The organism is Pseudonocardia alaniniphila (assembly GCF_022524485.1).
GTDB lineage: Bacteria > Actinomycetota > Actinomycetes > Mycobacteriales > Pseudonocardiaceae > Pseudonocardia > Pseudonocardia alaniniphila.
In genome coordinates this window covers 381270-406549 of the sequence record NZ_JAKXMK010000003.1, presented here as the reverse complement: position 1 = coordinate 406549, position 25280 = coordinate 381270, and the positions used below count along the sequence as shown (strand labels likewise).

The window sequence follows — 25280 nt, the reverse complement described above, 5'->3', positions numbered from 1 at the left end:
GGAGCCTCGGCAACGAAGCCGACCACGTTGACTGGCTACTGGAATGGCGGATGGCTGGGGCCGGAGCGAACCGGAGCGGGCCCCCGTCGGGCTGCATCAGGCCACCAGGCCGGCATTGGCAAGCAGGGGAGTGGGTGTGAGGCCAATGGTGTCTCAGCCCCGATGGTCACGTTCGTGGTCACGGCCCTGTCGGTTTCCGTCTCCGTCCCGATGGGCTTGCCGCCGCCCTTGCTGCCCGAGGTGCACGTAGTCTAGGTCGAGCCGGATCGTGTCCAGCTCAAGGCGCCGCCTGTCCGGCAGCGGGTCGGGGCCGAGCTCAATGCGATAACGCCGGCTCGGCCCGTGATTCTTGACCTACCCGAGTATGCGACTCGTCGGCGACGATTTGGGCGGCGCGCCGAAACACCATAATCCGGCCACGGAGACCAAGCCCACCTCGGTAACTAGTTGAGAGGTGTGGTGGGCGCGTAAATTCCTGGCGAGAGTGTTGTGCGCCGATACTGCCACCGCCGTGGGACGTCAACTGGCTTGAGCTGGGTGAACGTATCCTCCGGTGTCGGATCCTTCCCGCGGGCTATGGCGTGCTGCCACCGGAATGGCAACGCTGTGTGGAAGGGGCTTCGGCGTGGTCTGCGGAAGTAGCAGGTTGGCGAGCCCTGCGAGACGAGGAGTCCCATTGTTATGACCGATGTGTTCGGATCGCAGGCCTTCAAGCGGGATGGGCGGGTTGATCTTGTCGACCGGAGTGCGCTGGCCGGGGGCCGTTATGCGAACTCCGAGCTCCTGCCTACCGAGTTGTCCAAGCGGACCTGGACGACCTACAACTACGCCGCGCTGTGGATGGGTATGGCGCACAACATCCCCAGCTATCTGCTGGCCTCCGGGCTGGTCGCGTTGGGGATGGACTGGTTGCAGGCGTTCGGAACGATCACGTTGGCCAATCTCATCGTGTTGGTCCCGATGTTGCTGAACAGTCACGCGGGCACGAAGTACGGCATCCCGTTCCCGGTGTTCGCCCGGGCGTTCTATGGGGTGCGGGGCGCGAACCTGCCGGCCCTGTTGCGGGCGTTCATCGCCTGTGGCTGGTTCGGGATCCAGACCTGGGTGGGCGGTCAGGCGATCTTCGTGATCGTCGGCGCGCTGGCCGGGGATTCCTGGTTGCACGCCGCGGGGTTCGGTGGTCAGCCGTGGACGATGTGGTTGTCCTTCGCTGTGTTCTGGGTTGTGCAGATGGCCTTGATCTGGCGGGGTATCGATGCCTTGCGTCGCTTCGAGAACTGGGCTGCACCGCTGGTGTCGGTGGGTTTCCTCGGGTTGATGATCTGGGTCGTGGTGAAGGCCGGTGGATTCGGTCCGATCTTCGCCGAACCGTCCAGGCTCGGCTGGGGTCCGGACTTCTGGAGGGTCTTCGCGCCCTCGCTCATGGGCATGATCGCGTTCTGGGCCACGTTGTCGCTGAACATGCCCGACTTCACCCGTTTCGGCGGCAGTCAGCGCACCCAGGCTCTTGGCCAGCTCTATGGCCTGCCCACCACGATGGCGTTCATCTCGATCGTCTCTATCGTGATCACGTCCGGGACGATCGTGCTCTACGGCCAGGCGATCTGGGATCCGGTGGAGGTGGCCAGCAGGTTGACCAGCCCGGTCGCGGTGATCATCGGTCTGGTCATGGCGGTGTTGGCGACGATCTCGGCGAACGTCGCGGCGAACGTGGTGAGCCCGTCCTATGACTTCTCCAATGCGCTGCCTCGGCTGCTGAACTTCCGCACCGCGGGCCTGCTCACCGGGGTGGTCGGCATCGTGATTCAGCCGTGGCACCTGGTGTCGGACCCGAAGACCTACATCTTTACCTGGCTGGGTTTCTACGGCGGTGTGCTGGCGTCGGTCGCGGGGGTGCTGATCGCGGGGTACTGGGTGGTCAACCGCGGCCGGCTCGAACTCGCCGAGCTGTACTCCGAGAATGGACGCTACTGGTTCACCTCGGGTTGGGACCTGCGCGCGGTGGTCGCCACCGTGATCGGCGCGGTGGTCGCGGTCGGCGGGGCCTACTCGGCGGCCGGCAGTGGGCCGTTCCCCTCCGGCGGGCTGATCCCGATCCTCAAGCCGGTTTACGACTACAGCTGGGTGGCCGGCCTCATCGTGGGGTTCGGGGTGTATTTGCTGATGAACCGCCCCGGCCGGACAGCGCATGGCCGGTTCGTGACACCGCCCTGAGCGTCGCGATCCGGGCGCCGGCGCACTGTGGCATGTCGGACAGGAGCTCTGTGGGCGGCTCCTACCCGACTCTGGCGCTTGCCTGGCTTCGAGCGTGTCGCCGTGCGATCACCAGCAACGTGATGAGGATGAGTGGGACGGCGATGTCGGTGTACAGCGCCGGTCCGGCGTTATTGGGGGCCCAGTTGCCGGCCACGATGATCTGATGGACGTGGACGACGGCGTCGCCGAGCAGCCATACGGCGTTACCGATCACGGTGGCAAGCCAGAACTGCTCACGGAACCAGTAGCAGAGAATGCCCAGCACACCGATGGCGAGGTTGGCCACCGCCACCTCGGTCTGGAAGGGGTTGCCGGCGGGCCAGCCGATTGATGCTGCGGTGGTGTCGGCATAAACGGTGTGTGCGACAAAGGTGAGCACGCCGCCTACACCGACGAGGATGACCAGGAGCCAGAGCAGAACGATCTCGGCGATGCGGCTCGACGTCCGTGGACGGGTATCGCGGAACAGGTGGATGGCGGCGACTACCAGGCCGATGACGAACAGAATGAACAGCATGGCTACCCCCTGGTGTCGTACAGGGGCTCTCGGTGAGAGAGCCACGGTAGGCGTAAGCCGGCGCGTAGTCATCGGCCATTCGGCCCCACGGCCCGCCGTGTGAATCGACGTTCGAATGACAGTGGCTCGCCGCGCGGCCGGTCCGCCGACATCCAGGACATCGAAGCCGTGTTCGCGACACAGGTCCACAGGGGACGGCTGTTGTGCATCCCTGCGATCAGCGTGCCCCTGGCTAGCTGGACGAGCGCCGTAGCGCTTGCAGTGCCTGTGTGATGAGTTCGATGGAGCGGGTCAGCGCGGCATCTGACGGTTGGCCCTGCTGGATGCTGACTGAGGCCGCCGCGAGCCCGGCGCCGAAGACCGCGCCGACAATCGCGTTCGCGTCCACCTCGTCGAACTCCGTCGGGTAGGCACTGCGTAAGGCGCCGGCGAGTCCCTGGAGCGCGGAGAACGCGCGCTCCAGCATCGTCGCGCGAAGCGTGGGCACCGACATCACCAGTCGTAGCCGCCGGGTCTCCAGCTCCGAGGCGGGATCGCGGGTTCCGGTCCTCGTAGAGGAGATCATCGCGTGGACTGCGAGGGTCAGCAGGTCTACCGGGTCGTCCTCTGGTGAACGCCCTGCGATCACCTCGAGTCCAGCGTTGAGGATGTCCGTCCCCTCAGGGAAGAGCAGCTCCTCCTTGCTCGGGAAGTAGTTGAAGAAGGTCGCGATGGAGATGTCGGCTGCTTCGGCGATCCGGGCCACGGTCGTGCGTTCGTACCCGTCCTGCTCGAACAGTCGGTAGGCCGTCTCGATCAACACACGTCGGGTGCGTTGCTTCTTGCGCTCTCTGAGTCCAGGCCGGGGCTCCGTCACGAAGTTAGACTACCTCTAATTTTCGATGTAGCCTAACTTTTGTGATCGATGGCCTGCTCCACCGGATCGGCTACGACCGACCCATCCATGCGGACCCGGAGACCCTCCGACGGCTGCATCGCGCCTGGCGAACCCAGGTGCCCTATGAAAACCTCGACATCCAGCTCGGACGGCCGATCAACCTCGAGCCCGGAGCGCTCCTCGACAAGCTCGTACGACGCCGACGAGGCGGCTACTGCTATGAGCTGAACGGCGGGCTCGCGCTCCTCCTCGAATCGGCCGGGTTCGAGGTGACGATGGTCGAGGGTGGCGTCTTGCGAGAGACGCGCGGGGATGCCATGTGGGGGAATCACAACGTGCTGCTCGTCGATCTCGACGGCGAGCGGTGGGTGGCCGATGCCGGCATCGGAGACGGCTTCCTGGAACCGTTGCGACTGCGCGAAGGCTCGCACACCCAGGGAGCGTTCACCTATCGGCTGGAGCGACTGGACCCGGACACCTGGCGATTCCACCACCATCCGGGCGGCACGGTCGCGTCCTACGACTTCAGGCTCCGCCCGCGCGAACTCGCCGAGTTCAGTGGTCGCTCGCACGAGTTGTCGACATCGCCCGACTCTGCCTATGTCACCACGCTGATCGCCGCTCGTCCCGTCGCCGACGCCACGCTGCTGCTGCTGTCACGCACGGTGCGACGGCTCGGCGCAAACAGCAGGCAGTCCTGGACGGTCAGCAGCGTCGAGGAGTTCGCCGACGTGCTCTCCGAGCGGCTCTTGATCCCGCTCGATGACCTCGGGCCGGACGGAGTCGCGCGTCTCTGGGAGAAAGCCGGTGTCCAGGACGACCTCTGGCAGGCCCGCGTCGAGAACAACCCGCGGAAATGACGACTGGCGCCGGTCAATTGATGAATCCTGCTGCAGCTCCGAGCGCGGGTCAGCGTGGGGGAGCGGTACTAGGGATTGGCATTACGGACAGGCTACCTGTCGTTCGTGCTCATTCGTCTGCCTCGGAGGACGAGTCGTGTCGCCGTGGCCGGCGGATTGAATGAGATGTCTCCCGAGGGTCATAGCCACTTCATGGTCGGACAGGTCATCTCGATGGCGGACGGGTGGTGCATCTGAGCGAGCGAAGTCCTGATCCGGGTCTCCCGGCCGCAAAACGACCATGCGGTTTGCCATAGCGCAGCAAGAGGCTCGGCGCATTGTCGCCCGCCGGCGACAGGACCACGTGGACAGCCTTGCGGTAGTGCCAGGACGGGTGGTCAATGATGCGTAGCCACCCAGATCATCTGGTCGAGAGTTTCCGTGAGGCGGGGTACGATCGGGGTGGCGTACTGGTCACGCTCTCCGCACCATTCGGCGCAGAAGGCGCAGACCGCGTGACGTCCGGTGTCGTCCCACCAATGGCAGCGTCGCCACTCCTCGCAGCGAGATGGAACAAATCGGGATCAGTCCTCGATTTGTGCGAGAAATCGGGCATTGCACCGCCGCAAGCCGCTCCGGTCACTGCCGTTTTCTCGTCGCTCGAGGGCAGTGGTTGCTGCGTGCGTTTCGTCGCCGAGGGGACGGGCGTGCAGGCGGTCGGAAAGATCATGATCGCGTGAGGAGATACGACTTTGACGATCCCCGCCGTTTCGCCCGCGTTGCCCTATCTCGACATCATGGATCCGGAGTTCCGTTCGGACAGCGAGGAGGTCAGGGCGGCCCGCGCCACGCACTGGTGCTCACGAACGCCGATGGGCTTTGCCGCGCTGCGGTACGACAAGGTCACGGAGCTGCTCGCCGACCGCCGGCTGCGTCAGGGCTCCTACCAGATACTCGCCGCCCAGGGGATCACCGAGGGCCCACTGGTGGAGTGGTTGAACTCGGTCATCCTGAGCGTCGAGGGCGACGATCACACCCGGCTGCGCCGCCTCGTGAGCCGAGCGTTCACACCTCGCGCGATCGCTGAGCTGCGGCCCCGGATGAGCGAGATCGCCAACGAGCTCGTCGACCGCTTCTACGGCGCCGGGCGCGTGGACTTCATGGAGGCGTTCGCCGACCGGTACCCGGCCCGGGTCATCTGTGAGCTGCTCGGCGTTCCGCGCGAGCAGCACGACGCGTTCCGCGGCTGGTCCAACGATCTCGGTCTGGCATTCAGCTTCACCGCCGCGGCCAACCTGGAGCGGATCGAGGCGGCGCTCGCGGGCCTGCACGCGGCCACCGACGTGCTGCTCGCCGAGCGGCGCGCGCGGCCGGCGGACGACCTGCTGTCCGCGCTGATCGCGGCCGAGGCCGACGGCAGCCGCCTCAGCACCGAGGAACTGCGATTGATGGTGACTGCGCTGCTCTTCGCAGGCCAGGACACCACCAGCCACCAGATCGGCAACGCGATCGCGATGTTCCTGCGCCACCCCGAGCAATGGACCATGCTCGCCCAGCAGCCGGAGCTGGCCGCGCAGGCCGTCGACGAGGTGATCCGGATCGCTCCGACCAGCCCGATGACCAGCCGGATCGCGACGGAGGATCTCGAGGTCGACGGCGTCACGTTTCCGGCCGACAGCCATCTGGCGCTGTTCCTGGCCGCCGCTAACACTGACCCGGACGCGTTCGGTGCCGACGCGGACCGGTTCGACATCACCGCCAGCCGTCGGCCACTGCTGACGTTCGGTGGTGGAATCCACTACTGCCTGGGGGCCTACCTCACTCGCATCGAGATGGCCGAGGCGCTGCCGCTGCTGGCCCGCAGGCTCGGGCCGATCGAGCTGGACGGGGACCCGACGTGGCGGCCCGCGATGGGCATCGCCGGTCCTGTGACGTTGCCGATCCGGTTTCGGCGTGAGGCGACGTGAAACGAGTGCGGGGATCCGCTGCCGACTAGCCCCTGTGCCGACGGGGACGCGGATATCGGGTTGCAGGAACGCCGTTCATCCCGGGAAATAGCACATCGTGGGTGGGGCGTACTGGGAGCGGCAGCCGTCGTCGCCGATGCGGCGAGGTGTGGTGCACCTTCGGTTGCCGGACATCACGGCCGAGCTGGCGACCGCGTCCGGGGTCTTCGGCGCTCAGCGGGTCGATCCGGGAACCCTCGTGCTGCTGCGGCACACACCACGCCCGGCGGTGCACACGTCGGTGGTGGATCTGGGGGCAGGGTACGGGCCGATCGCCGTGACGTTGGGTCGCCGGCAACCCCGGGCCGGGGTCTGGGCGGTCGACGTCAACGAGCGGGCGTTGGGATTGGTTCGCCTCAACGCCGCCACCCTCGGGGTGTCGAACGTGATCGCGGCGGCGCCGGAACAGGTGCCGGCCGCCCTGCGTTTCGATGGCTTGTTCAGCAACCCTCCCATCAAGGTCGGTAAGGAGGCGCTGCATCGGTTCCTGCTGGACTGGCTGGCCCGTCTGGTCCCGGGTGGTGCCGGCTGGCTGGTGGTCAAACAGGCCATGGGCGCCGACTCGTTGCACACCTGGCTCGACGCCACGGGCTACCCGACCCGGCGGGCCGCGGCCAAGCAGGGCTACCGCTTGCTTCAGGTGCACGCACCAACGGCTCACGGCCGACGGCCACCTCGTGTGGACGCCGCCGACCTCGGCGTCGTTGGCCGTGACACCGGCGGACAGTGGACCGTACTGGGCCACCTGGCCGGCGGCGGCGGAGATCCGGTGCATCTGCTCGGCCGAACCGGGAAGCGGGCCGTACTCAAGATCAAGGGCGGTGCGTGGTGGGCAGACCAGCTGACCCGGATGATCGAGGTCGTCGAGCGCCTCCGCGCCATGGGTTACCCCACCCCCGCGATCCTGGCCACCGGACACCTCGACCGGGACCGGAGCTATCTGCTCACCGAGTTCCGCGCCGGTCGTCCTCGCGCAACGCTCGACTTCGGCACCCTCCAGCACGTGTTGGACGCCGTCGACCTCCACGCCCGGGTGCATCCGGCGCCGGTACGCGACTGGTCGACCATGATCACCGCGTTCCTCAACGGTGGCATCGCCGAGTTCGCATTCCACCCGACCGTGCTACCTCTCGCGCGTCAGGCTCTCGGATTGATCACCCGTCCGGTGCCGGCCCTACCCACCGGCGACTTCGTGCACGGCGACCTCACCCTCCGGAACATGTTGTTCCGCCGAGACAGACTCTCGGCGGTGATCGACCTGGAAGGCTTCGGCAGAGGAACCCGCGTCATCGACCTCGTCGCGCTGCTGCAGACCCCCGCACATCCCGTTCACGGCAACCCGGCCATCGCCCAACGGCTCAAGGACCACGCGATCAGCTCCGCAGGCCATGAGCCTTTCGTGGCCTGCGTGGTCCACCGCGTCCTCGCTGCTCTTGCCGCCGCCACCGAGTGCCCCGACCAACTCCCCGACGCCCGCCAACGTGCTCACGGCTTACTGCGGCTGCTGGACTGAGCAGAATGGCGGAACCCGCGCGACGACATTTGTCCAAGACCGATAGCCGCCGGCCCATGCAACCTCTCGGGCATGGCTGAGCACGACGTTGAGCACTCGTACGCGATGCACGTGGTCCACGACGGCTCGCGGCAGGCGCCGCCGCTGTTGCTCATCCACGGATCGGGGGCGTCGAGCGGCTCCTGGAAGCCAGTGGTCCCGGCACTCGCCGCGCACCATCACGTCATTCGGGTCGACCTCCCGGGCTGCGGCCAGTCGCCGCCCCCGCCGTCGTATGACGTGCCGGCGCAGGCGGCCAGGGTGGCGGCGCTTCTCGACGGCCTCGGTCTGCGTCCCGTCACCGTGGTCGGGCATTCCAGCGGCGGCTACGTCGCCACCGCTCTCGCCGAACAGCGCCCCGACCTGGTGACGTCGCTGGCGCTGATCAGCACCGGCCCGAGCATCGATGCGATCCTTCCGCAACCGCTCATCCTCCGGGCCCTGATGGCCCCGCCGCTCGGTCCGTTCCTGTGGTCGAGGCGTTCGGACGCGACGACGCGTAGAGGAATCAACGCGACGTGCGCCCGCCCGGTGGACATCCCGGACGACGTGGTCGCCGAGCTGCGGGGCACCACGTACCGCGCGATGCGGTCGGTGTTGCGGGGGAACCACGCGTACATCGCCGAGCGGAGCGTGCCGTCGCGTCTCGCCGCCCTCGACGTCCCCGTGCTGGTGCTCTTCGGCATGGCCGACCCGCGCTGGGATCCGGCGTCGGCGCACCAGTACGACGCGGTGCGGGGTGCGCGGGTCGAACTGCTGCCCGGCATCGGGCACGTGCCCATCTTCGAAGAACCCGAGACCACCAGCAAACTGCTGCTGGGCTTCACGGCAACGGGCGCTGACACCTGCCCGTGATCGGCGAGGCTTAACCTGGCCATGTGCTGTCGAGCATGACGCCACCCAGCTGGTCGTGGTCGGACGTGGACGTCGCAGTGCCGCGCCCGTCAACTCGGCTGCCGGGGATCAGCATGGCAGGGTTCCGACAACGGGTCCCCGCGTTCGGGAACATCGCCATGGTGGCGCACCCGTCCGTCACCCTTCTCATCGATCTGAGCGAGGGAGAAGGTCCCGTCTATGACATCAACGGCCGGCGGCAGCGTGGCAGCGTCGTCGTCGGGCTCCTCCCCGGCGATCTTCGGGTAGGCGGCCGGGCGAGGGTCGACCTCCTCCAGATCCGGCTGGAGCCGGCCGTAGCGGCCACGGTGCTCGGCGCAACCTCCGAGCTCAGCAGCACGGTGGTATCCCTCGAAGATGTCTGGGGCCGCGACGCCGGGCGTGCAGAGGAGAGGCTGTGCGCGGCCGCGTCGTGGGACGAGCGGTTCACGATCACGACGGAAATCCTCGCCCGACGCCTGGGCAACCGCGCGGTGGTCGATCCAGAGGTCGCCCACACATGGCGCCGGACGCTCACGAGCCGGGGGCGGGTGCGCGTCGACGGCCTGGCGGACGCGGTCGGCTGGAGCCGCAAACGCCTGTGGTCCCGATTCCGGTCCCAGCTCGGCATCACGCCCAAGCGCGCCGCCCGGCTGGTGCGGTTCGACCACGCCGCCCACCTTCTTGCGGCGGGTCACGCCGCCGCCGACGTCGCCGCCGAGAGCGGCTACGTCGACCAGTCCCACCTCCACCGCGAGGTCAAGGAGTTCGCCGGGCTGACGCCCACGGCCGTGGCAGCTGCTCCGTGGCTCGGGATCGACGACGTCGCGTGGCCGGGTTCATCGCCGGGCCGTTGAGCGGGTGGAGATCAGGCTCTTCTTTGCATCGACGCGGCGAGGGGCCACCGTGAGACGCTCGGAGGCGCCTCGGCGGTCGTCAGCGCACGTGGGGGATCACCTTGGCGAACGCTTCCATGCTGTCGTCCACGGTCGCGAAATAGCTGATTCCGTAGGTCTCACGATAGTGCTGCAGCTTTTCCGCGATTTGCTGTTCCGAGCCGACGAGAACGCTGGGCAGCTGCAGGATCTGCTCGTCGCTGAAGCTGGGAAGAACCTTCTGCAACAGCGAGAGGTCGGGTTTGTCAGGCGCCACTGTGACAGTGGCGATGAACAGGTTGAGCTCCAGGTCGTCGGCGCGTTCACCCGCGGCATCGCGGAGGAACTCGACCCTTTCGGCGAGGGCCTTCTCCGGCTCGGTGCCCGGCTTGATACCGGCGGTGAGAGGAAACCCGACGATGTCGGCTTCCCGTGCCGCGAGGCGAAGCATGCGGTCGCCGTTGGCGGCGATCAGTAGTGGCGGAATCGGCTTCTGACGGACCGCGGGCACGTGGTCGGCCGAGGCGAACAGGCGGCGAAGCTCCCGGATGGTGTGTTCCAGGTGGTCGATGCGCTTTCGGCCGCTCGGGAACGGCATTTCGGCCGCATCGAACTCGGCTTGCTGGTAGCCGGTGCCGAGTCCGAGTTCCAGTCGCCCGTCGGTGAGCTGGTCGGTGTCGGCGATGTCCCGTGCGAGCAAGGCGGGGCGGTAGAAGCTGGTGTTGAGCACGAAGGTGCCCAGGCGGATCGATGTGACCTCGGCAGCGGACACCAGGGCCGGGAACGGCGCAGGCATTCCGAGGTGGTCGGGCATCTGCAGGATGTCGTAGCCGAGCTCCTCGGCCCGCCGTGCCGTGCTCTGGAAGTCCGACCGCGATCCGGGCTTCAGTATGCCGACGCCGAATCGGAACGGGCGCGTGGTTCGTCCCTTTTCGTCAATTTTTTGGGAGTCAGAGAGGGCGCTCACAGTGGCAGCTTACTTATCATTTTCCGGCGTCCAGCAAGGCCGGCGACCTCGACTATCGGAACATCGCGAACAAATGCTTCATTGTGGCGATCGAGGATCCACGCGCGGAGCTACGGGGCGAGCAGGACCGTGTTGGCGCGGGCACCGAGACGCGTGTCGATCACCACGTCCCGTATCGGGGCGCCCGGAGTCGTGTGGCGCACGAGGACACTCGCCGCAGCACCGTCGATGACGAACGGGCTGAGCACGTACGGCACCTGTGCGGTGACCTGCTGCCTGGAGTCCGGGTCGAGGAACGGCATCGGCACGAGATCGGGTTCGACCCGGCGCTGCAGTACCAACGGGGATTTGTGAGCGGCGCGGACGAGAGCAGGCAGCCAGTCATCGTTCGACGCTCGGCGGCCGAAGAACACGTTCTTGCCGGCCCTGTCGACCGCAGGCTTGACGATCAACTGCTCGCGCTCGGCGGCGGCTTTGCACAGCACGTTCGGCGGCACTGACGAGTCCCCGTTCAGGCCCAGGCAGACGGTCCACGGAACGTGGGCGCGGACGAGGTGCTCGTCGGCCGGGCTGAGCAGGCCCGCTTCACAGTCCTCGTGGAGCCAGGCGAGCACCGCCTTCGAGGAGATGAGAGCCGACTCGGTGCGCGGGAAGAGGGCGACCGTCCCGGCGCGGTCGGCGGCGCGCAGAGCGGCGAGCCCGCCGTCGTCGTGCCTGATGCGATTGCCGCCCCACTCGAGCAGCACCACGTCGATCGGGACGCCGGCAGCGAGTAGCCGGCCGGTGGCGCCGACGCGCAGGTCGGCTAGGTCGGCCTCCACCGCGTCGAGGCCCGTCCGCCGCACAGCGTCGAGGGTGGCCCGTTTTGCTCTGTGAAGCCGGACGGTGCGGCTTCGGTCGGTTGCCCGGTACGACGGAATGAGCGCTCGTGCCGATGTGTCCCGACCGTTGTCGGTGCGCGGTCTTCGGGCCATTGCCGCGAAACGCGCCGTCACCGCGGAGGGCGGCGAGTACAGGCCACTCTTCGGGCACAGCTGGGCGTAGGCCTCGGCGAGTCGGGACGAAAAAGCCATGCCGCCGAGCCGATTGCTGTTGTTGAGCTCGAGGAACTGGGGGCGTCCCTGCTCGATCAGCAGGTCGGGACGCGCGTACCGGGTGAGTTCGGCGGCTACCAGTGGTCGATCAGGGTCCAGCAGCGGGAGGTCATGGGGGAAGCGGAGAAGCTCGTACAACTCGCCCGCTGTCGAGGCACGGCGACAACAGGCGTCCACCGCCAGGTGCAGCAGCCGGGCCGCCAGCGTCTCGAGATGCCGGTAGGCCCGTTCTTCGATGATCAGCGGACGGAGAGGCTCCCAGCGTATGCCGCCGGTCCTCTGACCTCGGTGGGGACGGGTCGATTCGGTTCGGCGAGTGAGGAACTCGTGGCGGAGATCTGCGGGAATCGTGGCCCAGGAATCCTGCACCGGGAAGACGAGAAGTTCGTCATCGACAACGGTTCGGGATATGGTCAAAATGTCTTCCTACGTTGGTGGGGTAAGCGTGTTCGCGGTCTGGACCCCGTCGACACAGCCACCCTCGCCAGGCTGAATCCGCACGAGTGCCGCCGCCAGACTCTTGATCGTCGGGCCGCAGGTGGCCTCGTCGGGGGTTTCCGTGCCACCCACCATCCGATTCGGCGGATCGAAAGCCAAGGTCGTGTAGGCGGTAGTACCGAAGCTGCTACAACCGCGCAGCGGCGACCGGCCAGAGGGGCTCCAGGAATGCGCGGGAGCACCCCTGGGCGAGTGGCCGGTGGCGGGCTACGGGGTTCGGCCGGTGATCGCCACGATACGTTCGATCAGCGTGGCGCCGGGTTCGACGTCCACCGGCGAATCCCACAGGGCCGGGATCGGCGCTTTCGGGACGAATACGGCCACATGGTCGAGGCATGCTCGAAGCGTGGGTTCCGGCAGGTCGAAGGGCTGCCCGGTCGCCTTGGCGATGTCCCAGCCGTGCACGACCAGTTCGGTGAGAGCGATCTTGCCCCACAGCTCGTTGGTCAGCTCCAGGCCCGACAGGTTGGTGCTGCCCTGCCAGGCCATCGGGTCGTCCCACGCCTTGCCGAGCTCCTGCACGTGCTGGGCGACGGTATCCCGCCAACCGGGGCCGAACTGCGTGACCGCCGCCTCGGAGCCTGTGCCCTGATGCCCGAGCGTGCTGAAGCCGTGAGACACCTGGTCGACATGCTCGATGAGGTTGCCAACGGTGTACTCGGTGCACGGGGTGGGAAGACCGAGCTGGTCATCGGCAACCCCTGCCAGCAGGTCGATCATCCGGCGACAGGCCGGCGTCAGGTCGATCATGGACTCCTCCTGGGACAGCGGACATGCTCTGGAGTACTGACCGTCGACGGGCCGTGGATTCATCGCTCGCGAGCGCCCGATTGTCGGTGACAAATCGGCAGGTCGGTATACACCTGGCATTACCGGCGCCTTGCAGCGCGAATTCTCTTTACGCTCGGTTGTGGCGGCCCGATCGGCGGCCGCCGCTGTCGAGGTGGTGCGATGACGAGCTGCACAGTCGAGGTCCTGTCCGATGCTGCGGAACCGGCATGCCGAGTGTGAGGTGCTCGACCGGCTGTTGATAGCCGTTCGGGCAGGTCAGAGCCGGGCGTTGGTGGTGCGTGGCGAGCCGGGCGTGGGCAAGACGGCTTTGCTGGACTACGTGGTCGCCCAGGCGGTGGACTGCCGGGTGGAGCGCGCCGCGGGCGTCCAGTCGGAGATGGAGGTGGCCTTCGCCGGGCTGCATCAGCTGTGCGCACCGATGCTGCATCGGCTCGGGCGGTTGCCCGATCCGCAGCGTGAGGCACTCGGCATCACGTTCGGGCTGGTGGCCGGGCGAGCGCCGGACCGGTTGCTCGTCGGTCTGGCGGTGCTCGGGCTGCTCGCCGAGGTCGCCAGGGAGCAGCCACTGGTCTGTGTGGTCGATGACGCGCAGTGGCTCGACCGTGCCTCTGCACAGGTGTTCGCGTTCGTTGCACGGCGGCTCGTCGCGGAGTCGGTGGCGTTGGTGTTCGGGTCACGGGGGGCGCCGGACGATGAGCCGTCGTCCACCCTGCCGGAGCTGGTGGTTTCGGGATTGTCCGACGCCGACGCGCGGGAGTTGCTGCGCTCCGCGTTACCAGGGCTCGTGGACCGGCGGGTGCGTGACCGGATCATCGCCGAGACCCGAGGCAACCCACTGGCTCTGCTCGAGCTACCACGCGGGCTGACTCTCGCGGAGCTGACCTGCGGGTTCGGGTCGGCCGCCCCGCTGCCGAGGCGGATCGAGGAGAGCTTCCACAGGCAGCTGACACCGCTCCCGGCGGAAACCCGCATGCTGTTGCTGGTCGCGGCGGCAGAGCCGCTCGACGACCCGTTGCTGGTGTGGCGGGCCACCGAGCTGCTCGGCATCAATCCTGAGGCCGCGGGACCGGCGTCGGCGGCCGGACTCTTCGAGATCGGCACGCGCGCCCGCTTCCGGCACCCGCTGCTGCGCTCGACGATCTACCGAACGGCCTCTGTCGAGGAGCGGCGCGTCGCGCACCGGGCGCTGGCCGAGGCGATCGATCTCGACGCCGACCCGGATCGCCGTGCCTGGCACCGTGCCCAGGCGGCGTCCGGGCCCGACGAGGATGTCGCCGCGGATCTCGAGCGGTCCGCCGGGAGGGCGCGGGCGAGGGGTGGTCTGTCCGCTGCGGCCGCTTTCCTGGAACGCGCTGTCCAGCTGACGAGTGAGCCTCCCCGCCGGGCCGCCCGGGCGCTGGCCGCGGCGCAGGCCACACATCAGGCTGGTGCCTCTGACGTCGCCCTGGAGCTGCTGTCCGTCGCGATGACGGGGCCGCTCGACCGGCTGCAGCGCGCCCACGCCGACGTGCTGTGCGCCCAGATCACCTTCACGACGAACCGCGACAGCAAAGCACCCCTCCTGCTGCTCGAGGCCGCCAAGCAGCTCGAGCCGCTCGATGTGCGGCTGGCGCGCGACACCTACCTCGATGCGCTGTGGGCCGCCAAGTTCGCCGGCCCGTCGGCCGGCGTCAGTGTGTGTGAGGTGGCCGAGGCGGCACGGTCGGCGCCTCCCGCGGCGCGGCCTCCTCGACCGGCCGATCTTCTGCTCGACGGAATGGCGAAGCGGTACGCCGAGGGGCCCGCCGCCGGGGTCTCGGAGCTGAAGCGGTTGCTGCTCGCATTCCGCCGCCCGGGCATGACCGAGGAGGACGGGCTGCGCTGGTTCGTGCACGCCCAATGGACCGCTGCCGAGCTGGGGGACGATGAGACCTGGGAGGTGCTTGCCGCCCGTCACGTTCGGCTCGCCCGGGAGGCCGGGGCGCTCAGCGAGCTTCCCATCGCGCTGACCTCACGCATCCTCTTGCACGTGCTCATGGGCGAGCTGTCCGCGGCTGCGTCGCTGCTCGCGGAGCTCGCGGCGGTCAGTGACGCGACCGGGAGCCCGCTCTTTCCCCATGGTGCCGTGGTGCTGGCCGCATGGCAGGGGCGCGAGGCCGAGGTGGCCGACCTGGCCGACATGGTCCGTGCGGGAATGCTTCGCCGGGGCGATGGAGTCGGGCTGACCTTCATGACCTGGGGGCAGGCCGTGCTGCACAACAGCATGGGCCGGTCCGAGGAGGCGCTGGCACTGGCCGCGGAGGCCACGGAGGGGTGTCCGTGGGAGAACGGGTTGCTGATCCGCGGAACGCTGGCCGAGCTCGTCGAGGGAGCGGTCCGCTGCGGGCAGGCCGAGCGCGCCACCGCTGCTCTGCGACGGCTCAGCGACCTGAGTCGCGCGTGCGGCGCGGACTGGGCGCTGGGGCTCGCGGCCCGCACACAGGCGCTGGTGCTCGACGGCGCGGCTGCCGAGAGCGACTACCGCGAGGCGATCGACCGGCTGGGCCGTACCCGCATCCGCAGCGAGCTCGCCCGTGCCCACCTCCTCTACGGCGAATGGCTGCGCCGCGGGCACCGCCGGGTGGATGCGCGCGAGCAGCTGCGCACCGCCCACGCGATGTTCACGACGATGGGTGCCGAGGCGTTCGCCGCGCGCGCAGAACGCGAACTCCTCGCCACGGGCGAGCAGGTCCGCAAGCGGAATCTCGAGATCAGCAGCGAGCTCACCGCGCAGGAAGCCCAGATCGCCCGCCTCGTGCGTCAGGGCCTCACGAATCCCGAGATCGCCGCTCGGCTCTTCATCAGCGCTCGAACCGTCGAGTGGCATCTGAAAAAGGTGTTCCGGAAGCTGGGTATCAGCTCTCGCACGCAGCTCCAGACCTGACGTCTCGAACCGAGGATGTCCAACTCCGTTTTCCGCGTGTCATCCGCGTGCCGTGGCCATGGCCCGGAGTGCGGCCGCGGTGGCGGCGTCGGCCGGGAAGAACGTCTCGATCGCGATCTCGTCGAGGGTCACGTCTCGCGGTGAACCGAACACCGTCATCGTGTACAGCAGCGCGAGGTCGCCGTATTCGGACGAGATCTGCATCGGCATCACGAGGTCACCCGCCCGGCCCCTACCTGCGTCCGAGGCAGCCACGCCGTTCGGCACGGGGTAGCTCTCCAGCTCGGCCAACAGCTCGGCGAGGCCGGGCGATGCCGTTCGCTCCAGTTGCCGGCGGACTCGACGCAGAACATGTGCCCGCCACTGTGCGAGATTGCGGATACGCGTGGAGAGCCCGCCGGGGTGCAATGTCGCTCTCAGGACGTTGATCGGCGGCGTGGTGAGCTCCGGCGCCACATCGCCGAGGAATGCGGACGCGGCGCGGTTGGCGGCCAGCAGCTCCCAGTGCACGTTGACGGCGAGCGCGGGGTTGGGTTCATGGCCGGCGAGTACGTACTCGACCGCGGCACGTGCTTCGCCGAGATCGGCGAATGCGCGTTCGGCGTGCACCGGGGCGAAGCCGGCGGCCAGATAGAACGCGTTGCGTTCTCGCAGCGGAACCTCGAGCTCCTCGCAGAGCCGCGCGATCATCTCGCGGCTCGGGCTCGCGCGTCCCGTCTCGATGCAGCTCAGATGCCTGGCCGAGACGTTCGCCGCGAGCGACAGGTCCAGCTGCGAACGACGGCGACGTTCCCGCCAGCGGCGAACCAACGTCCCGACCGGTTCGGTGGTGGCGGTCATGTGGCCAGGCTGCCGCGCGGGGCCGTCGCGTGGCAATGATCTCGCAGGTCATCGACAGGCGTCGATCGTCGCCCCACGCTCGTTGGAGCGGTTGCGGCCGCGTAGGAGCACCTTCGGCAGAGGAGACATCACATGACCGACACGACCGTGGCATCCAGCACTCGCAACGAGCGGGCCGTCGAGCGCTACGTCGCGTTCTGGAATGCGGATACGGCGGAGGACCAGCAGCGGCTCGCGTCGATGACCTTCATCGACGACGTGCAGTACACCGCGCCGGTCGGCGTTCTGAGCGGACCGGCGGCGCTGACGGGCTTCCGTACGCAGTTCATCGACCACGTCGGCCCTGCGACGTTCCACGCTCGGGAGAACCCACAGACCCACAACGATCGTGCTCGGCTGAAGTGGGAGATCGTCACCGGCGAGGGGAAGTCGTTCGCCACCGGAACCGACGTGATGGTGATCGATGCGGACGGCCTGATCAGTTCCGTCACCTCGTTCCTCGACCGTGCTCCCGAGGGTTTCGACCCACAAGCCCATCACTAGCGGCAGTGCGAAGGGCCCTCAGGAGACCCCACTCTCCCGAGGGCCCTTCGCAGATCACTCGAAGATCAGGCGACGTCGAAACGGTCGAGGTTCATGACCTTGTCGAACGCAGCCACGAAGTCGCGCACGAACTTCTCCTTGGCGTCGTCGCTCGCGTAGACCTCGGCGACCGCGCGCAGCTCGGAGTTCGAGCCGAAGACGAGGTCGACGCGGCTACCGGTCCACTTGACCTCGCCCGTGGCACGGTCGCGGGCCTCGAAGGTGTCCTCGTCGCCCGCCACCGACTTCCACTCCGTGCCCATGTCGAGCAGGTTCGTGAAGAAGTCGTTGGTCAGCGTGCCGGGCTTGTCGGTGAGGACGCCCACCGTGGACTGGCCGGTGTTCGCGCCGAGCACCCGCAGGCCGCCCACCAGCACGGTCAGCTCCGGCGCGGTCAGGTTCAGCAGGTTCGCCCGGTCGACGAGCAGGTACTCGCCCGGCAGGCGGTGCCCCTTCCCGCGGTAGTTGCGGAAACCGTCGGCGGTCGGCTCGAGGTGGGAGAAGGAGTCCACATCGGTCTTCTCCTGCGACGCGTCGGTCCGTCCCGGAGTGAACGGCACCTGGACGTCGTGGCCGGCGTCCTTCGCGGCCTTCTCCACCGCAGCGACGCCACCGAGCACGACGAGGTCGGCGATGGAGACCTTCTTACCGCCGGTCGCGGAGGAGTTGAACTCCTGCTGGACGCTCTCCAGAGCGCGCAGCACCTGCGCCAGCTGGTCAGGGTCGTTGACCTCCCACTCGCGCTGGGGCTCGAGGCGGATGCGCCCGCCGTTCGCCCCGCCGCGCTTGTCGCTGCCGCGGAACGTCGAGGCCGACGCCCATGCGGCGGAGACGAGCTGCGAGACCGACAGACCCGAGTCGAGGATCTTCTGCTTGAGCGCAGCGACGTCGGAGGCGTCGACGAGCTCGTGGTCCACGGCCGGGACCGGGTCCTGCCAGAGCAGCTCCTCCTGCGGGACCAGCGGGCCGAGGTAGCGCTGGATCGGGCCCATGTCGCGGTGCGTCAGCTTGTACCAGGCCCGGGCGAACGCGTCAGCGAGCTGGTCCGGGTTCTCGTGGAACCGCCGCGAGATCTGCTCGTAGACCGGGTCGACCCGCAGCGCCAGGTCCGAGGTCAGCATCGTCGGGGTGCGGTTGAGCGTGCCGTCCTCGGGGTCCGGGATGGTGTTCGCTCCGGCGCCGTCCTTCGGCTGCCACTGGTAGGCCCCGGCGGGGCTCTTGGTCAGCTCCCACTCGTAGCCGAACAGGTTGTCGAAGAAGCCGTTGCTCCACCTGGTCGGCGTAGAGGTCCAGGTGACCTCGAGGCCGCTGGTGATCACGTCCCGGCCCTTGCCGGTGCCGAAGCTCTGCTTCCAGCCCAGGCCCTGCTCCTCGAGGGGAGCACCCTCGGGCTCGGCGCCCACGTACTTGTCCGGGTCGGCTGCGCCGTGGGTCTTGCCGAAGGTGTGGCCGCCGGCGATCAGGGCGACGGTCTCCTCGTCGTTCATCGCCATCCGGCCGAACGTCTCGCGGATGTCGCGGGCCGAGGCCAGCGGGTCCGGGTTGCCGTTCGGGCCCTCCGGGTTGACGTAGATGAGGCCCATCTGGACGGCGCCGAGCGGCTTCTCGAGCTCCCGGTCACCGGTGTAGCGCTCGTCGCCGAGCCACGTGCGCTCCGGTCCCCAGTAGACGTCCTCGTCCGGCTCCCAGACGTCGGCGCGGCCGCCGGCGAAGCCGAAGGTCGTGAAGCCCATGGTCTCCAGGGCGCGGTTGCCCGTGAAGATCAGCAGGTCGGCCCAGGAGATCTTGCGGCCGTACTTCTTCTTGACCGGCCACAGCAGACGGCGCGCCTTGTCGAGGTTGCCGTTGTCCGGCCAGCTGTTCAGCGGGGCGAAGCGCTGCATACCGGCGCCCGCACCACCGCGGCCGTCGTCGACGCGGTAGGTGCCCGCGCTGTGCCACGCCATCCGGATCATGAACCCGCCGTAGTGGCCGAAGTCGGCAGGCCACCAGTCCTGCGACGTCGTGAGCATCTCGTCGACGTCCTTGGCCAGCTCGTTCAGGTCAAGGGTCTGGAACTCCGCGGCGTAGTCGAAGTCCGCGTCCATCGGGTTGGCGACGTCGGAGTGCTTGCGGAGGATCTTCAGGTTGAGCTGGTTCGGCCACCAGTCGGTGTTGCCTGCGCCTTCGGTCGGGTGCCCAAGGCGTCCGGCGTGGACCGGGCAGCCCTCCGCCTCCTCCTTGTTCATCTTGCTCTCGACAGTGACGTGCTCGTCAGACAAGGGACTTCCTTCCGGGATCACAGGGTGGGCGCTGCGCTGGAGCAGTTGGGGCACAGGCCCCGGTAGACGACCTCGGCCTCGTCGATCGCGAAGCCGTGGTCATCGGACGCGGTCAAGCAGGGCGTGGTGCCGACGGCGCAATCGACATCTTCGATGGCACCGCACGACCGGCACACGACGTGGTGGTGGTTGTCCCCGACCCGCGCCTCGTAACGCACCAAGGAGCCCGGTGGCTGGATGCGCCGCACCAGGCCCGCAGTGGTCAGCGCGCCCAGCACGTCGTAGACGGCTTGATGGGACACCTCACCGAGATCGTCACGGACGATTCCGATGATCGAGGCGGTGTCGGCGTGCGGATGGTCGTGCACCGCGGAGAGCACCGCTACCCGAGGACGCGTCACACGCAGAGCAGCCCCGCGCAACATGCGCTCGAAGTCCGAGGTCGTTGGCACATCCCGGAGTCTGGCCTATTTTCTGGAATAGTTCAAGAATCGGGCGCGTGTCGGCTCGAGGCCTCGTGTTCGGCCGGGAAGGGAACGCCGGGTGGCCGCCGGGGGTGCCGAAGGCGTGGGGCACGCATCTTTGCAGGTCACGACGGCGATCCGGCGCAGCGGCACGCCCACGCGTTGCCGTTCACGGGCTCGGGAGCAGGCCCATCGCCGCCAGTGCCGCGGGTGCGGCGATCAGCAGCGCGGCGAGCAGGAGCGGCGCGCCGAGGACACCGAGCACCGCGTGGCTGCGGCTGGCGTGCGTGCGGCGCGAGTAGGACACGGCGAGTGCACCGTATCCGGCCGCCCCGGCCAGGAAGAAGACGAGACAGGCCAGAAAACGCATCGCGATTCCGACCGGGTCGGAGACCGCCATGGCGGCCAGTTCGACGACGTTGCCCGCTGAGTAGAGATCGAGCAGCGCGAACGCTCCCCGGACGAGCACCGTGCGCACCGCGGTCGGGGCGTCGGACTCAGCGGCCGGTCACCCCGTCGAGCACCTGGCGCAGAAGATCCGCATGACCGTTGTGCCTCGAGTACTCGCTGATCAGGTGCACGTAGACCATCCGCAAGGACATCGGGTCGCCCCGTAAGTCGATCTCGTGGGTGAACGGAACCCCCGCGACCGCCTCGTCCGCCAGCCGCCACTCCTCGCGCAGGGCCTGCACTTCCTGTTCGGCGCGTGCCGGGTCGGCCCGGTGGAAGTCCGTGTCGTCACCCGCGCCGCCGTGCAGCGACGGTACGTCCTGGCCGGCCACCCGCTGCCTGAGCCAGATCCGTTCGACCTTGGCCATGTGGCGAACCAGCCCCAGCAGCGACAAGGTCGAGGGCGGCACCGGGCGTGCGGCGAGTTGCGGAGCGGTCAGGCCGGCACACACGTTGAGCAAGGTCGCGCGCTGTTCGGCCAGGCAGCCCTCCAGGATGGGCCGGTCCTCGCCCGTCAGTGGCCCGTCGACAGGCGAGGGGGCCGGAGATGTCCAGGTGGTCACCGCTGGATCCTGGCACCACGCCCGGAGGCAGCCCGGGCGGCTCAGTAGCGGACCGCGCTCTGCTTGAGCAGGTGACTCGTCTCGGAGGCAACACCGTCCACCGTCGTTCCGGCGAAGGCGAGATCGAGCGCGAGCTTCGCGTAGTCTGCGGGGAAGTTCAGCCTCGGCGTCGACACCTTGTCGAGGGCCTCGGTCTGGGCTTCGGTCAGGCGTACGTCGACGGCGTCGAGGTTGGCCGTCAGCTGGTCCATCCGGCGCGCACCGATCAGTGTCGACGTGACGCCGGGTCGGTTGTGGACCCAGGACAGCGCCGCGGCGGCCGGTGAGACACCGGCCTCGGCCGCGACCGTCTCCAGGACGTCGATGACGTCGTAGTCCGCTTCCACCGGTTCGCCGACCAGGGTGGTGCGCAGGGCGTCGACGGCGCCGGTGCGCCTGCGGGAGAACTTTCCGGAGAGGAAGCCGTTGCGCAGCGGGCTCCACGGCATCACGCCCAGGCCCAACTGCTGCGCCATCGCGATGTACTCACCCTCGACGGTTCGGGCGAGCAGCGAGTACTCGACCTGCAGGGCGATCGCCGGGTTCCAGCCGCGGAAGCCGGCGATCATCTGGGCCTCGGTGACCTTCCACGCCGGCAGGTCCGAGAGCCCGATGTAGCGGATCTTCCCGGCGGTGACCAGGTCGTCGAGGGCGCGCATGGTCTCCTCGATCGGCGCGGTGCGGTCCCAGTTGTGCAGCCAGTAGATGTCGATGTAGTCCATCCGCAGGCGCCGCAACGACTCCTCGGCCTGCTGGACGATCGCCTTGCGGCCGGCGCCGCCGCCGTTGGGGTCGCCAGGCCAGAGGTTGCCGAAGAACTTGGTGCCGATCACCACCCGGTCGCGCTGCCCTGGCCGGGCGGCGAAGAAGTCGCCGACGATCTTCTCGGAGTGGCCGTTGGTGTAGATGTTCGCGGTGTCGATGAAGTTGCCGCCGCGGCCGAGGTACTCGCTCATCATCGAGTCGGCTTCCTCGGGCGTGCAGCCCCAGCCGTTGTCCTCCCCGAACGTCATGGCGCCGAGCGTGAACGGGCTGACCCGCAGACCGGACCGGCCGAGGGAGACATAAGAGTCGAGAGGCATGACCCAAGTACAGTCCGCGCGGGCCGCACGAGGTAGGCCGATGCTTCCAATCTCTTGCCTGATCCTGCCAATCTTGGAAGCATCGGGCGCATGGGCCTTCTCCCCGAGCTGCAGCGGCTGCTGCACCGGCACGTCGACCAGACGGTGCTGCCGTCGGTGGTGGTGAAGGCGTCGGAGACGGTGACCGAGCCCATGCCTGCCGTCACCGACCCGGTCTTCGCCTTCATCGCGCAAGGTGCGAAGCGGGCGATCTGCGGCGACACCGTCTACGACTACGAAGCGGGCGAATTCCTCGTGGTGTCGGTCGAGCTGCCGGTGACCGCCCACGTCAGTGAAGCGCCGTACGTGGCGCTCGGACTGCGGCTGGAGCCGGCCCTGATCGCCGGTCTGCTGTTGGAGACGGCCGGTGATCGCGGCCCGGCCGACACGCCGGGCATCGCGGTCAGCGCGGCCTCGGAGGAGCTGCTCGATCCTGTCGTCCGGCTGATCCGGCTGCTGGACCGCCCGGCCGACATTCCGGTGCTGGGCGCTGCGATCGAGCGCGAGATCGTCTGGCGGCTGATCACCGGCGATCAAGGCGCGATGGTCCGGCAGATCGGTCTGGCGGACAGCCGCCTGGCACAGATCAGCCGGGCGATCCGCTGGATCCGGCAGAACTACGCCGACCCGTTCCGGGTCGAGGACGCCTCCCGCGTCGCCGGGATGAGCGTCACGTCGTTCCACCGCCATTTCCGCGCGGTCACCACGATGACGCCGATCCAGTACCAGAAGCAGATCAGGCTGCAGGAGGCACGAGCACGGCTGATCGCCGAGCCGCACGACGTCGCCGGTGTCGGGTACGCCGTGGGCTACGGGAGCCCGTCGCAGTTCAGCCGGGAGTACCGCCGGATGTTCGGCGCGCCCCCTGGTGCCGACGCGGCCCGCCTCCAGGGCATGCCGCAGACCCACCCGGTGGGAGTCTGAACGCGGGAGACGCACCGGCGCCGCTACGGGTGCAGCGCGGTGACCTGCCAGCGGCCGTCGCCGAGCAGCTCCAGGCGCTCGCTGTGGAACTTGCCGAGCGTGTTCCGGTGCCCGACGCTGACGAGGACGCAGTCGGGCAGCTCGTCGCGCAGCAGGGTGTAGAGGGTGTGTTCGAGACCCTCGTCGAGGGCCGACGTGGCCTCGTCGAGGAACGCCACGCGGGGGCGCATGATCAGGATGCGGGCGAACCCGAGTCGCTGCTGCTCGCCGGGAGAGAGCTCCCGGGCCCAGTCGACCTCGTCGTCGATCCGCTCGATGAGATGGGGGAGCTGCACCTGACGTAGCACCCGGACTGCCTGCTCGTCGTCGATCCGATCCGCCGGCTGCGGGTAGGCCATGGCGGTGCGCAGCCCGCCGAGTGGCACGTACGGCTGCTGGGACAGGAACAGGGCGCCGTCGCCGAGCGGGCGGCGTACGGCGCCGGTGGCGTAGGGCCACAGGTCGGCCATGCTGCGCAGCAGGGTGGTCTTCCCGCTGCCGGACGCTCCGGTGACCAGCAGCGCGGCGCCCGTGGTCAACGTGAGATCGAGCGAGTCGACCAGGATCCGGTCGTCGGGCAGCCGCACGGTCAGGTCGTGCACTTCCAGGCCGTCGCCGTCCTCGATCCACACCGACGGCAGCGCACGGGCCTCGGCGTCGGCGTCGAGCAGGCCGGTCAGGCGGTCGAGGACGGCGCGGTAGCTCGCGAACTGGTCGTATGCGTTGCGGAAGAACGACAGGGAGTCGTGCACCTGTCCGAATGCGGTGGCGGTCTGCTGGACGTCGCCGAGCGTCACCTGTCCGGCGAAGTAGCGCGGGGCCTGGATGAGCACAGGGGCCACCTCGGCCGCCTGGCTGATGGCCAGGTTGAAGCCCTGGAACTTCACGGTCCGCAGCACGATCGCCCACATGTTGTCGATCACGGGGCGGAAGCGTGACGACAGGGTGTTGCCCTCTACCTCCTCGCCACGGTGGAAGGCGACGTTCTCCGAATTGTCCCGAACGCGCACCAGTGCGTAGCGGAACGACGCGTTGAACCCCTCGTTGAGGAAGCTCAGCCGGATCAGCGGGCGCCCGACCCGGAACGCGATCACCGAGGCGATGATCACGTAGACGTACGCGATGAACGTCATCGCCCGGGGGATCTCGGTGCCGAAGAGCGTCAACGGCCCGGAGAGCTGCCAGAGGATGATCGTGAACGACACCAGCGACACCAGCGCCCCGACCGCACCGACGGCGAGCGTCGCGGAGTCGTCGGGGAACGATGCGACGTCCTCCTGAATGCGCTGGTCCGGGTTGTCCACAGCGGAGCGGGTGAACCGGCCGCGGTGATATGCCCGATCGCCGAGCCAGTCGCCGATGATGTGGTCGTTGAGCCACACCCGCCAGCGGATGACGATCAGTTGTTGGATGAAGTAGCTGAGCAGCACCTGCACGACGTAGATCGTGGCGAGGATGGCGAAGATCCCCAGAAACCGGGCGAAAGCCCCGGCGTCGAGTTGCTGCAGGGCCGTGTACATGCCGTTCGACTGGTACGAGAGCAGAACGTTGAGACGCACCGAGGTGATGGTCAGCAGCAACAGGAGAAGCACGCTGAGCAGTGGGCGCCACCCGGCCTCGCCTCGCGGCGAGAAGTAGGGAAAGGCAAGACGCCGGAACTGCCGGCCCCACACCGTGATACGGGTGACGACTGCAGCGATCACGGCGCAACCGATTGCCGTGGCCGCGAAGACTCCGACGATCCACATGATGCTGGTAGACCATTCGGTCGACCAGTTCAACCCATCGCCCACACCGGCCTCCCGGTAAACCGACCCTACGCGGGCGGCGCACGCATCGGCCGGGGACCGTGATGAGTTCCACTCGAATTGCATCGGGAGATTTGGCCGGCTGGACGACCCGGCGTCTCCTGTGTGGCTACTGATCGAACTTTTCGACCATTCGCGCTG

21 protein-coding genes are annotated in these 25280 nt (G+C 68.2%); 9 read left to right on the top strand and 12 right to left on the bottom strand.

All coding sequences use genetic code 11. The features are described from left to right. Positions 1-681: 681 nt before the first annotated feature. On the top strand, positions 682-2214 hold the full coding sequence (locus tag MMF94_RS04680; RefSeq protein WP_241034986.1) for an NCS1 family nucleobase:cation symporter-1: 1533 nt from the start codon (positions 682-684) through the stop codon (positions 2212-2214). A 61-nt stretch (positions 2215-2275) separates the two neighbouring features. Here MMF94_RS04680 and MMF94_RS04675 read toward each other — a convergent pair whose 3' ends face one another. Next, the gene (locus MMF94_RS04675; protein ID WP_241034985.1) at positions 2276-2773 is read right to left on the bottom strand and encodes a DUF6790 family protein; all 498 of its coding nucleotides are present in this window, start codon (positions 2771-2773) and stop codon (positions 2276-2278) included. Between the two features lie 232 nt (positions 2774-3005). After that, on the bottom strand, positions 3006-3629 hold the full coding sequence (locus MMF94_RS04670; protein ID WP_241034984.1) for a TetR/AcrR family transcriptional regulator: 624 nt from the start codon (positions 3627-3629) through the stop codon (positions 3006-3008). 41 nt (positions 3630-3670) lie between these two features. Between MMF94_RS04670 and MMF94_RS04665 the strand changes: the two genes are divergently transcribed. From MMF94_RS04665 to MMF94_RS04645, 5 genes are all read left to right on the top strand, one after another. Continuing rightward, positions 3671-4510 (top strand): arylamine N-acetyltransferase family protein, encoded by an 840-nt coding sequence (locus MMF94_RS04665; protein ID WP_241034983.1) that lies wholly within the window; start codon positions 3671-3673, stop codon positions 4508-4510. A gap of 731 nt (positions 4511-5241) precedes the next feature. After that, positions 5242-6456 carry a cytochrome P450 gene (locus MMF94_RS04660; protein ID WP_241034982.1) on the top strand — a complete coding sequence of 405 codons (1215 nt, stop codon included), beginning with the start codon at positions 5242-5244 and terminating at the stop codon, positions 6454-6456. 151 nt (positions 6457-6607) lie between these two features. Then, positions 6608-8008 carry a methyltransferase gene (locus tag MMF94_RS04655; RefSeq protein ID WP_241034981.1) on the top strand — a complete coding sequence of 467 codons (1401 nt, stop codon included), beginning with the start codon at positions 6608-6610 and terminating at the stop codon, positions 8006-8008. 72 nt (positions 8009-8080) lie between these two features. Further along, a complete protein-coding gene (locus MMF94_RS04650; RefSeq protein ID WP_241034980.1) occupies positions 8081-8902 on the top strand; it encodes an alpha/beta fold hydrolase in 822 nt (273 codons plus the stop codon). 113 nt (positions 8903-9015) lie between these two features. Beyond that, positions 9016-9777, top strand: a complete 762-nt coding sequence (locus tag MMF94_RS04645; RefSeq protein WP_241034979.1) for an AraC family transcriptional regulator — start codon at positions 9016-9018, stop codon at positions 9775-9777. Between the two features lie 79 nt (positions 9778-9856). Here MMF94_RS04645 and MMF94_RS04640 read toward each other — a convergent pair whose 3' ends face one another. The 3 genes from MMF94_RS04640 to MMF94_RS04630 all read right to left on the bottom strand — a co-directional run bounded on the left by MMF94_RS04640 (position 9857) and on the right by MMF94_RS04630 (position 13104). Then, complete coding sequence (locus MMF94_RS04640) at positions 9857-10762, bottom strand: LLM class F420-dependent oxidoreductase (protein ID WP_241034978.1); 906 nt, start codon at positions 10760-10762, stop codon at positions 9857-9859. Positions 10763-10872: 110 nt separating this feature from the next. Next, positions 10873-12273: a hypothetical protein gene (locus MMF94_RS04635; protein WP_241034977.1), complete on the bottom strand. Its 1401-nt coding sequence runs from the start codon at positions 12271-12273 to the stop codon at positions 10873-10875. Positions 12274-12561: 288 nt separating this feature from the next. Beyond that, positions 12562-13104 (bottom strand): TIGR03086 family metal-binding protein, encoded by a 543-nt coding sequence (locus MMF94_RS04630; RefSeq protein ID WP_277398646.1) that lies wholly within the window; start codon positions 13102-13104, stop codon positions 12562-12564. Between the two features lie 232 nt (positions 13105-13336). On the opposite strand from MMF94_RS04630, the gene MMF94_RS04625 reads away from it, so the two are divergent. Beyond that, a complete protein-coding gene (locus MMF94_RS04625) occupies positions 13337-16048 on the top strand; it encodes a helix-turn-helix transcriptional regulator (protein WP_241034975.1) in 2712 nt (903 codons plus the stop codon). 39 nt (positions 16049-16087) lie between these two features. On the opposite strand, the gene MMF94_RS04620 is transcribed toward MMF94_RS04625, so the two are convergent. Beyond that, positions 16088-16888 carry a helix-turn-helix domain-containing protein gene (locus MMF94_RS04620; protein ID WP_241034974.1) on the bottom strand — a complete coding sequence of 267 codons (801 nt, stop codon included), beginning with the start codon at positions 16886-16888 and terminating at the stop codon, positions 16088-16090. A gap of 132 nt (positions 16889-17020) precedes the next feature. Here MMF94_RS04620 and MMF94_RS04615 point away from each other — a divergent pair, with 132 nt between their 5' ends. Next, positions 17021-17431, top strand: a complete 411-nt coding sequence (locus MMF94_RS04615) for a nuclear transport factor 2 family protein (RefSeq protein WP_241034973.1) — start codon at positions 17021-17023, stop codon at positions 17429-17431. A 65-nt stretch (positions 17432-17496) separates the two neighbouring features. Here MMF94_RS04615 and katG read toward each other — a convergent pair whose 3' ends face one another. The 5 genes from katG to MMF94_RS04590 all read right to left on the bottom strand — a co-directional run bounded on the left by katG (position 17497) and on the right by MMF94_RS04590 (position 22329). Then, the gene (katG, locus tag MMF94_RS04610; protein WP_241035048.1) at positions 17497-19698 is read right to left on the bottom strand and encodes a catalase/peroxidase HPI; all 2202 of its coding nucleotides are present in this window, start codon (positions 19696-19698) and stop codon (positions 17497-17499) included. A gap of 50 nt (positions 19699-19748) precedes the next feature. Next, a complete protein-coding gene (locus tag MMF94_RS04605; protein ID WP_241034972.1) occupies positions 19749-20183 on the bottom strand; it encodes a Fur family transcriptional regulator in 435 nt (144 codons plus the stop codon). Between the two features lie 181 nt (positions 20184-20364). Further along, complete coding sequence (locus MMF94_RS04600) at positions 20365-20664, bottom strand: hypothetical protein (RefSeq protein ID WP_241034971.1); 300 nt, start codon at positions 20662-20664, stop codon at positions 20365-20367. A 28-nt stretch (positions 20665-20692) separates the two neighbouring features. After that, positions 20693-21208 (bottom strand): DinB family protein, encoded by a 516-nt coding sequence (locus MMF94_RS04595; RefSeq protein WP_241034970.1) that lies wholly within the window; start codon positions 21206-21208, stop codon positions 20693-20695. A gap of 41 nt (positions 21209-21249) precedes the next feature. Then, positions 21250-22329 carry an aldo/keto reductase gene (locus tag MMF94_RS04590; RefSeq protein WP_241034969.1) on the bottom strand — a complete coding sequence of 360 codons (1080 nt, stop codon included), beginning with the start codon at positions 22327-22329 and terminating at the stop codon, positions 21250-21252. 90 nt (positions 22330-22419) lie between these two features. Here MMF94_RS04590 and MMF94_RS04585 point away from each other — a divergent pair, with 90 nt between their 5' ends. After that, positions 22420-23292 carry an AraC family transcriptional regulator gene (locus MMF94_RS04585; RefSeq protein WP_241034968.1) on the top strand — a complete coding sequence of 291 codons (873 nt, stop codon included), beginning with the start codon at positions 22420-22422 and terminating at the stop codon, positions 23290-23292. A 23-nt stretch (positions 23293-23315) separates the two neighbouring features. Here the strand turns inward: MMF94_RS04585 and MMF94_RS04580 are convergent, their stop codons facing one another. Then, positions 23316-25034 (bottom strand): ABC transporter ATP-binding protein/permease, encoded by a 1719-nt coding sequence (locus MMF94_RS04580; protein WP_241034967.1) that lies wholly within the window; start codon positions 25032-25034, stop codon positions 23316-23318. Positions 25035-25280 lie beyond the last annotated feature (246 nt).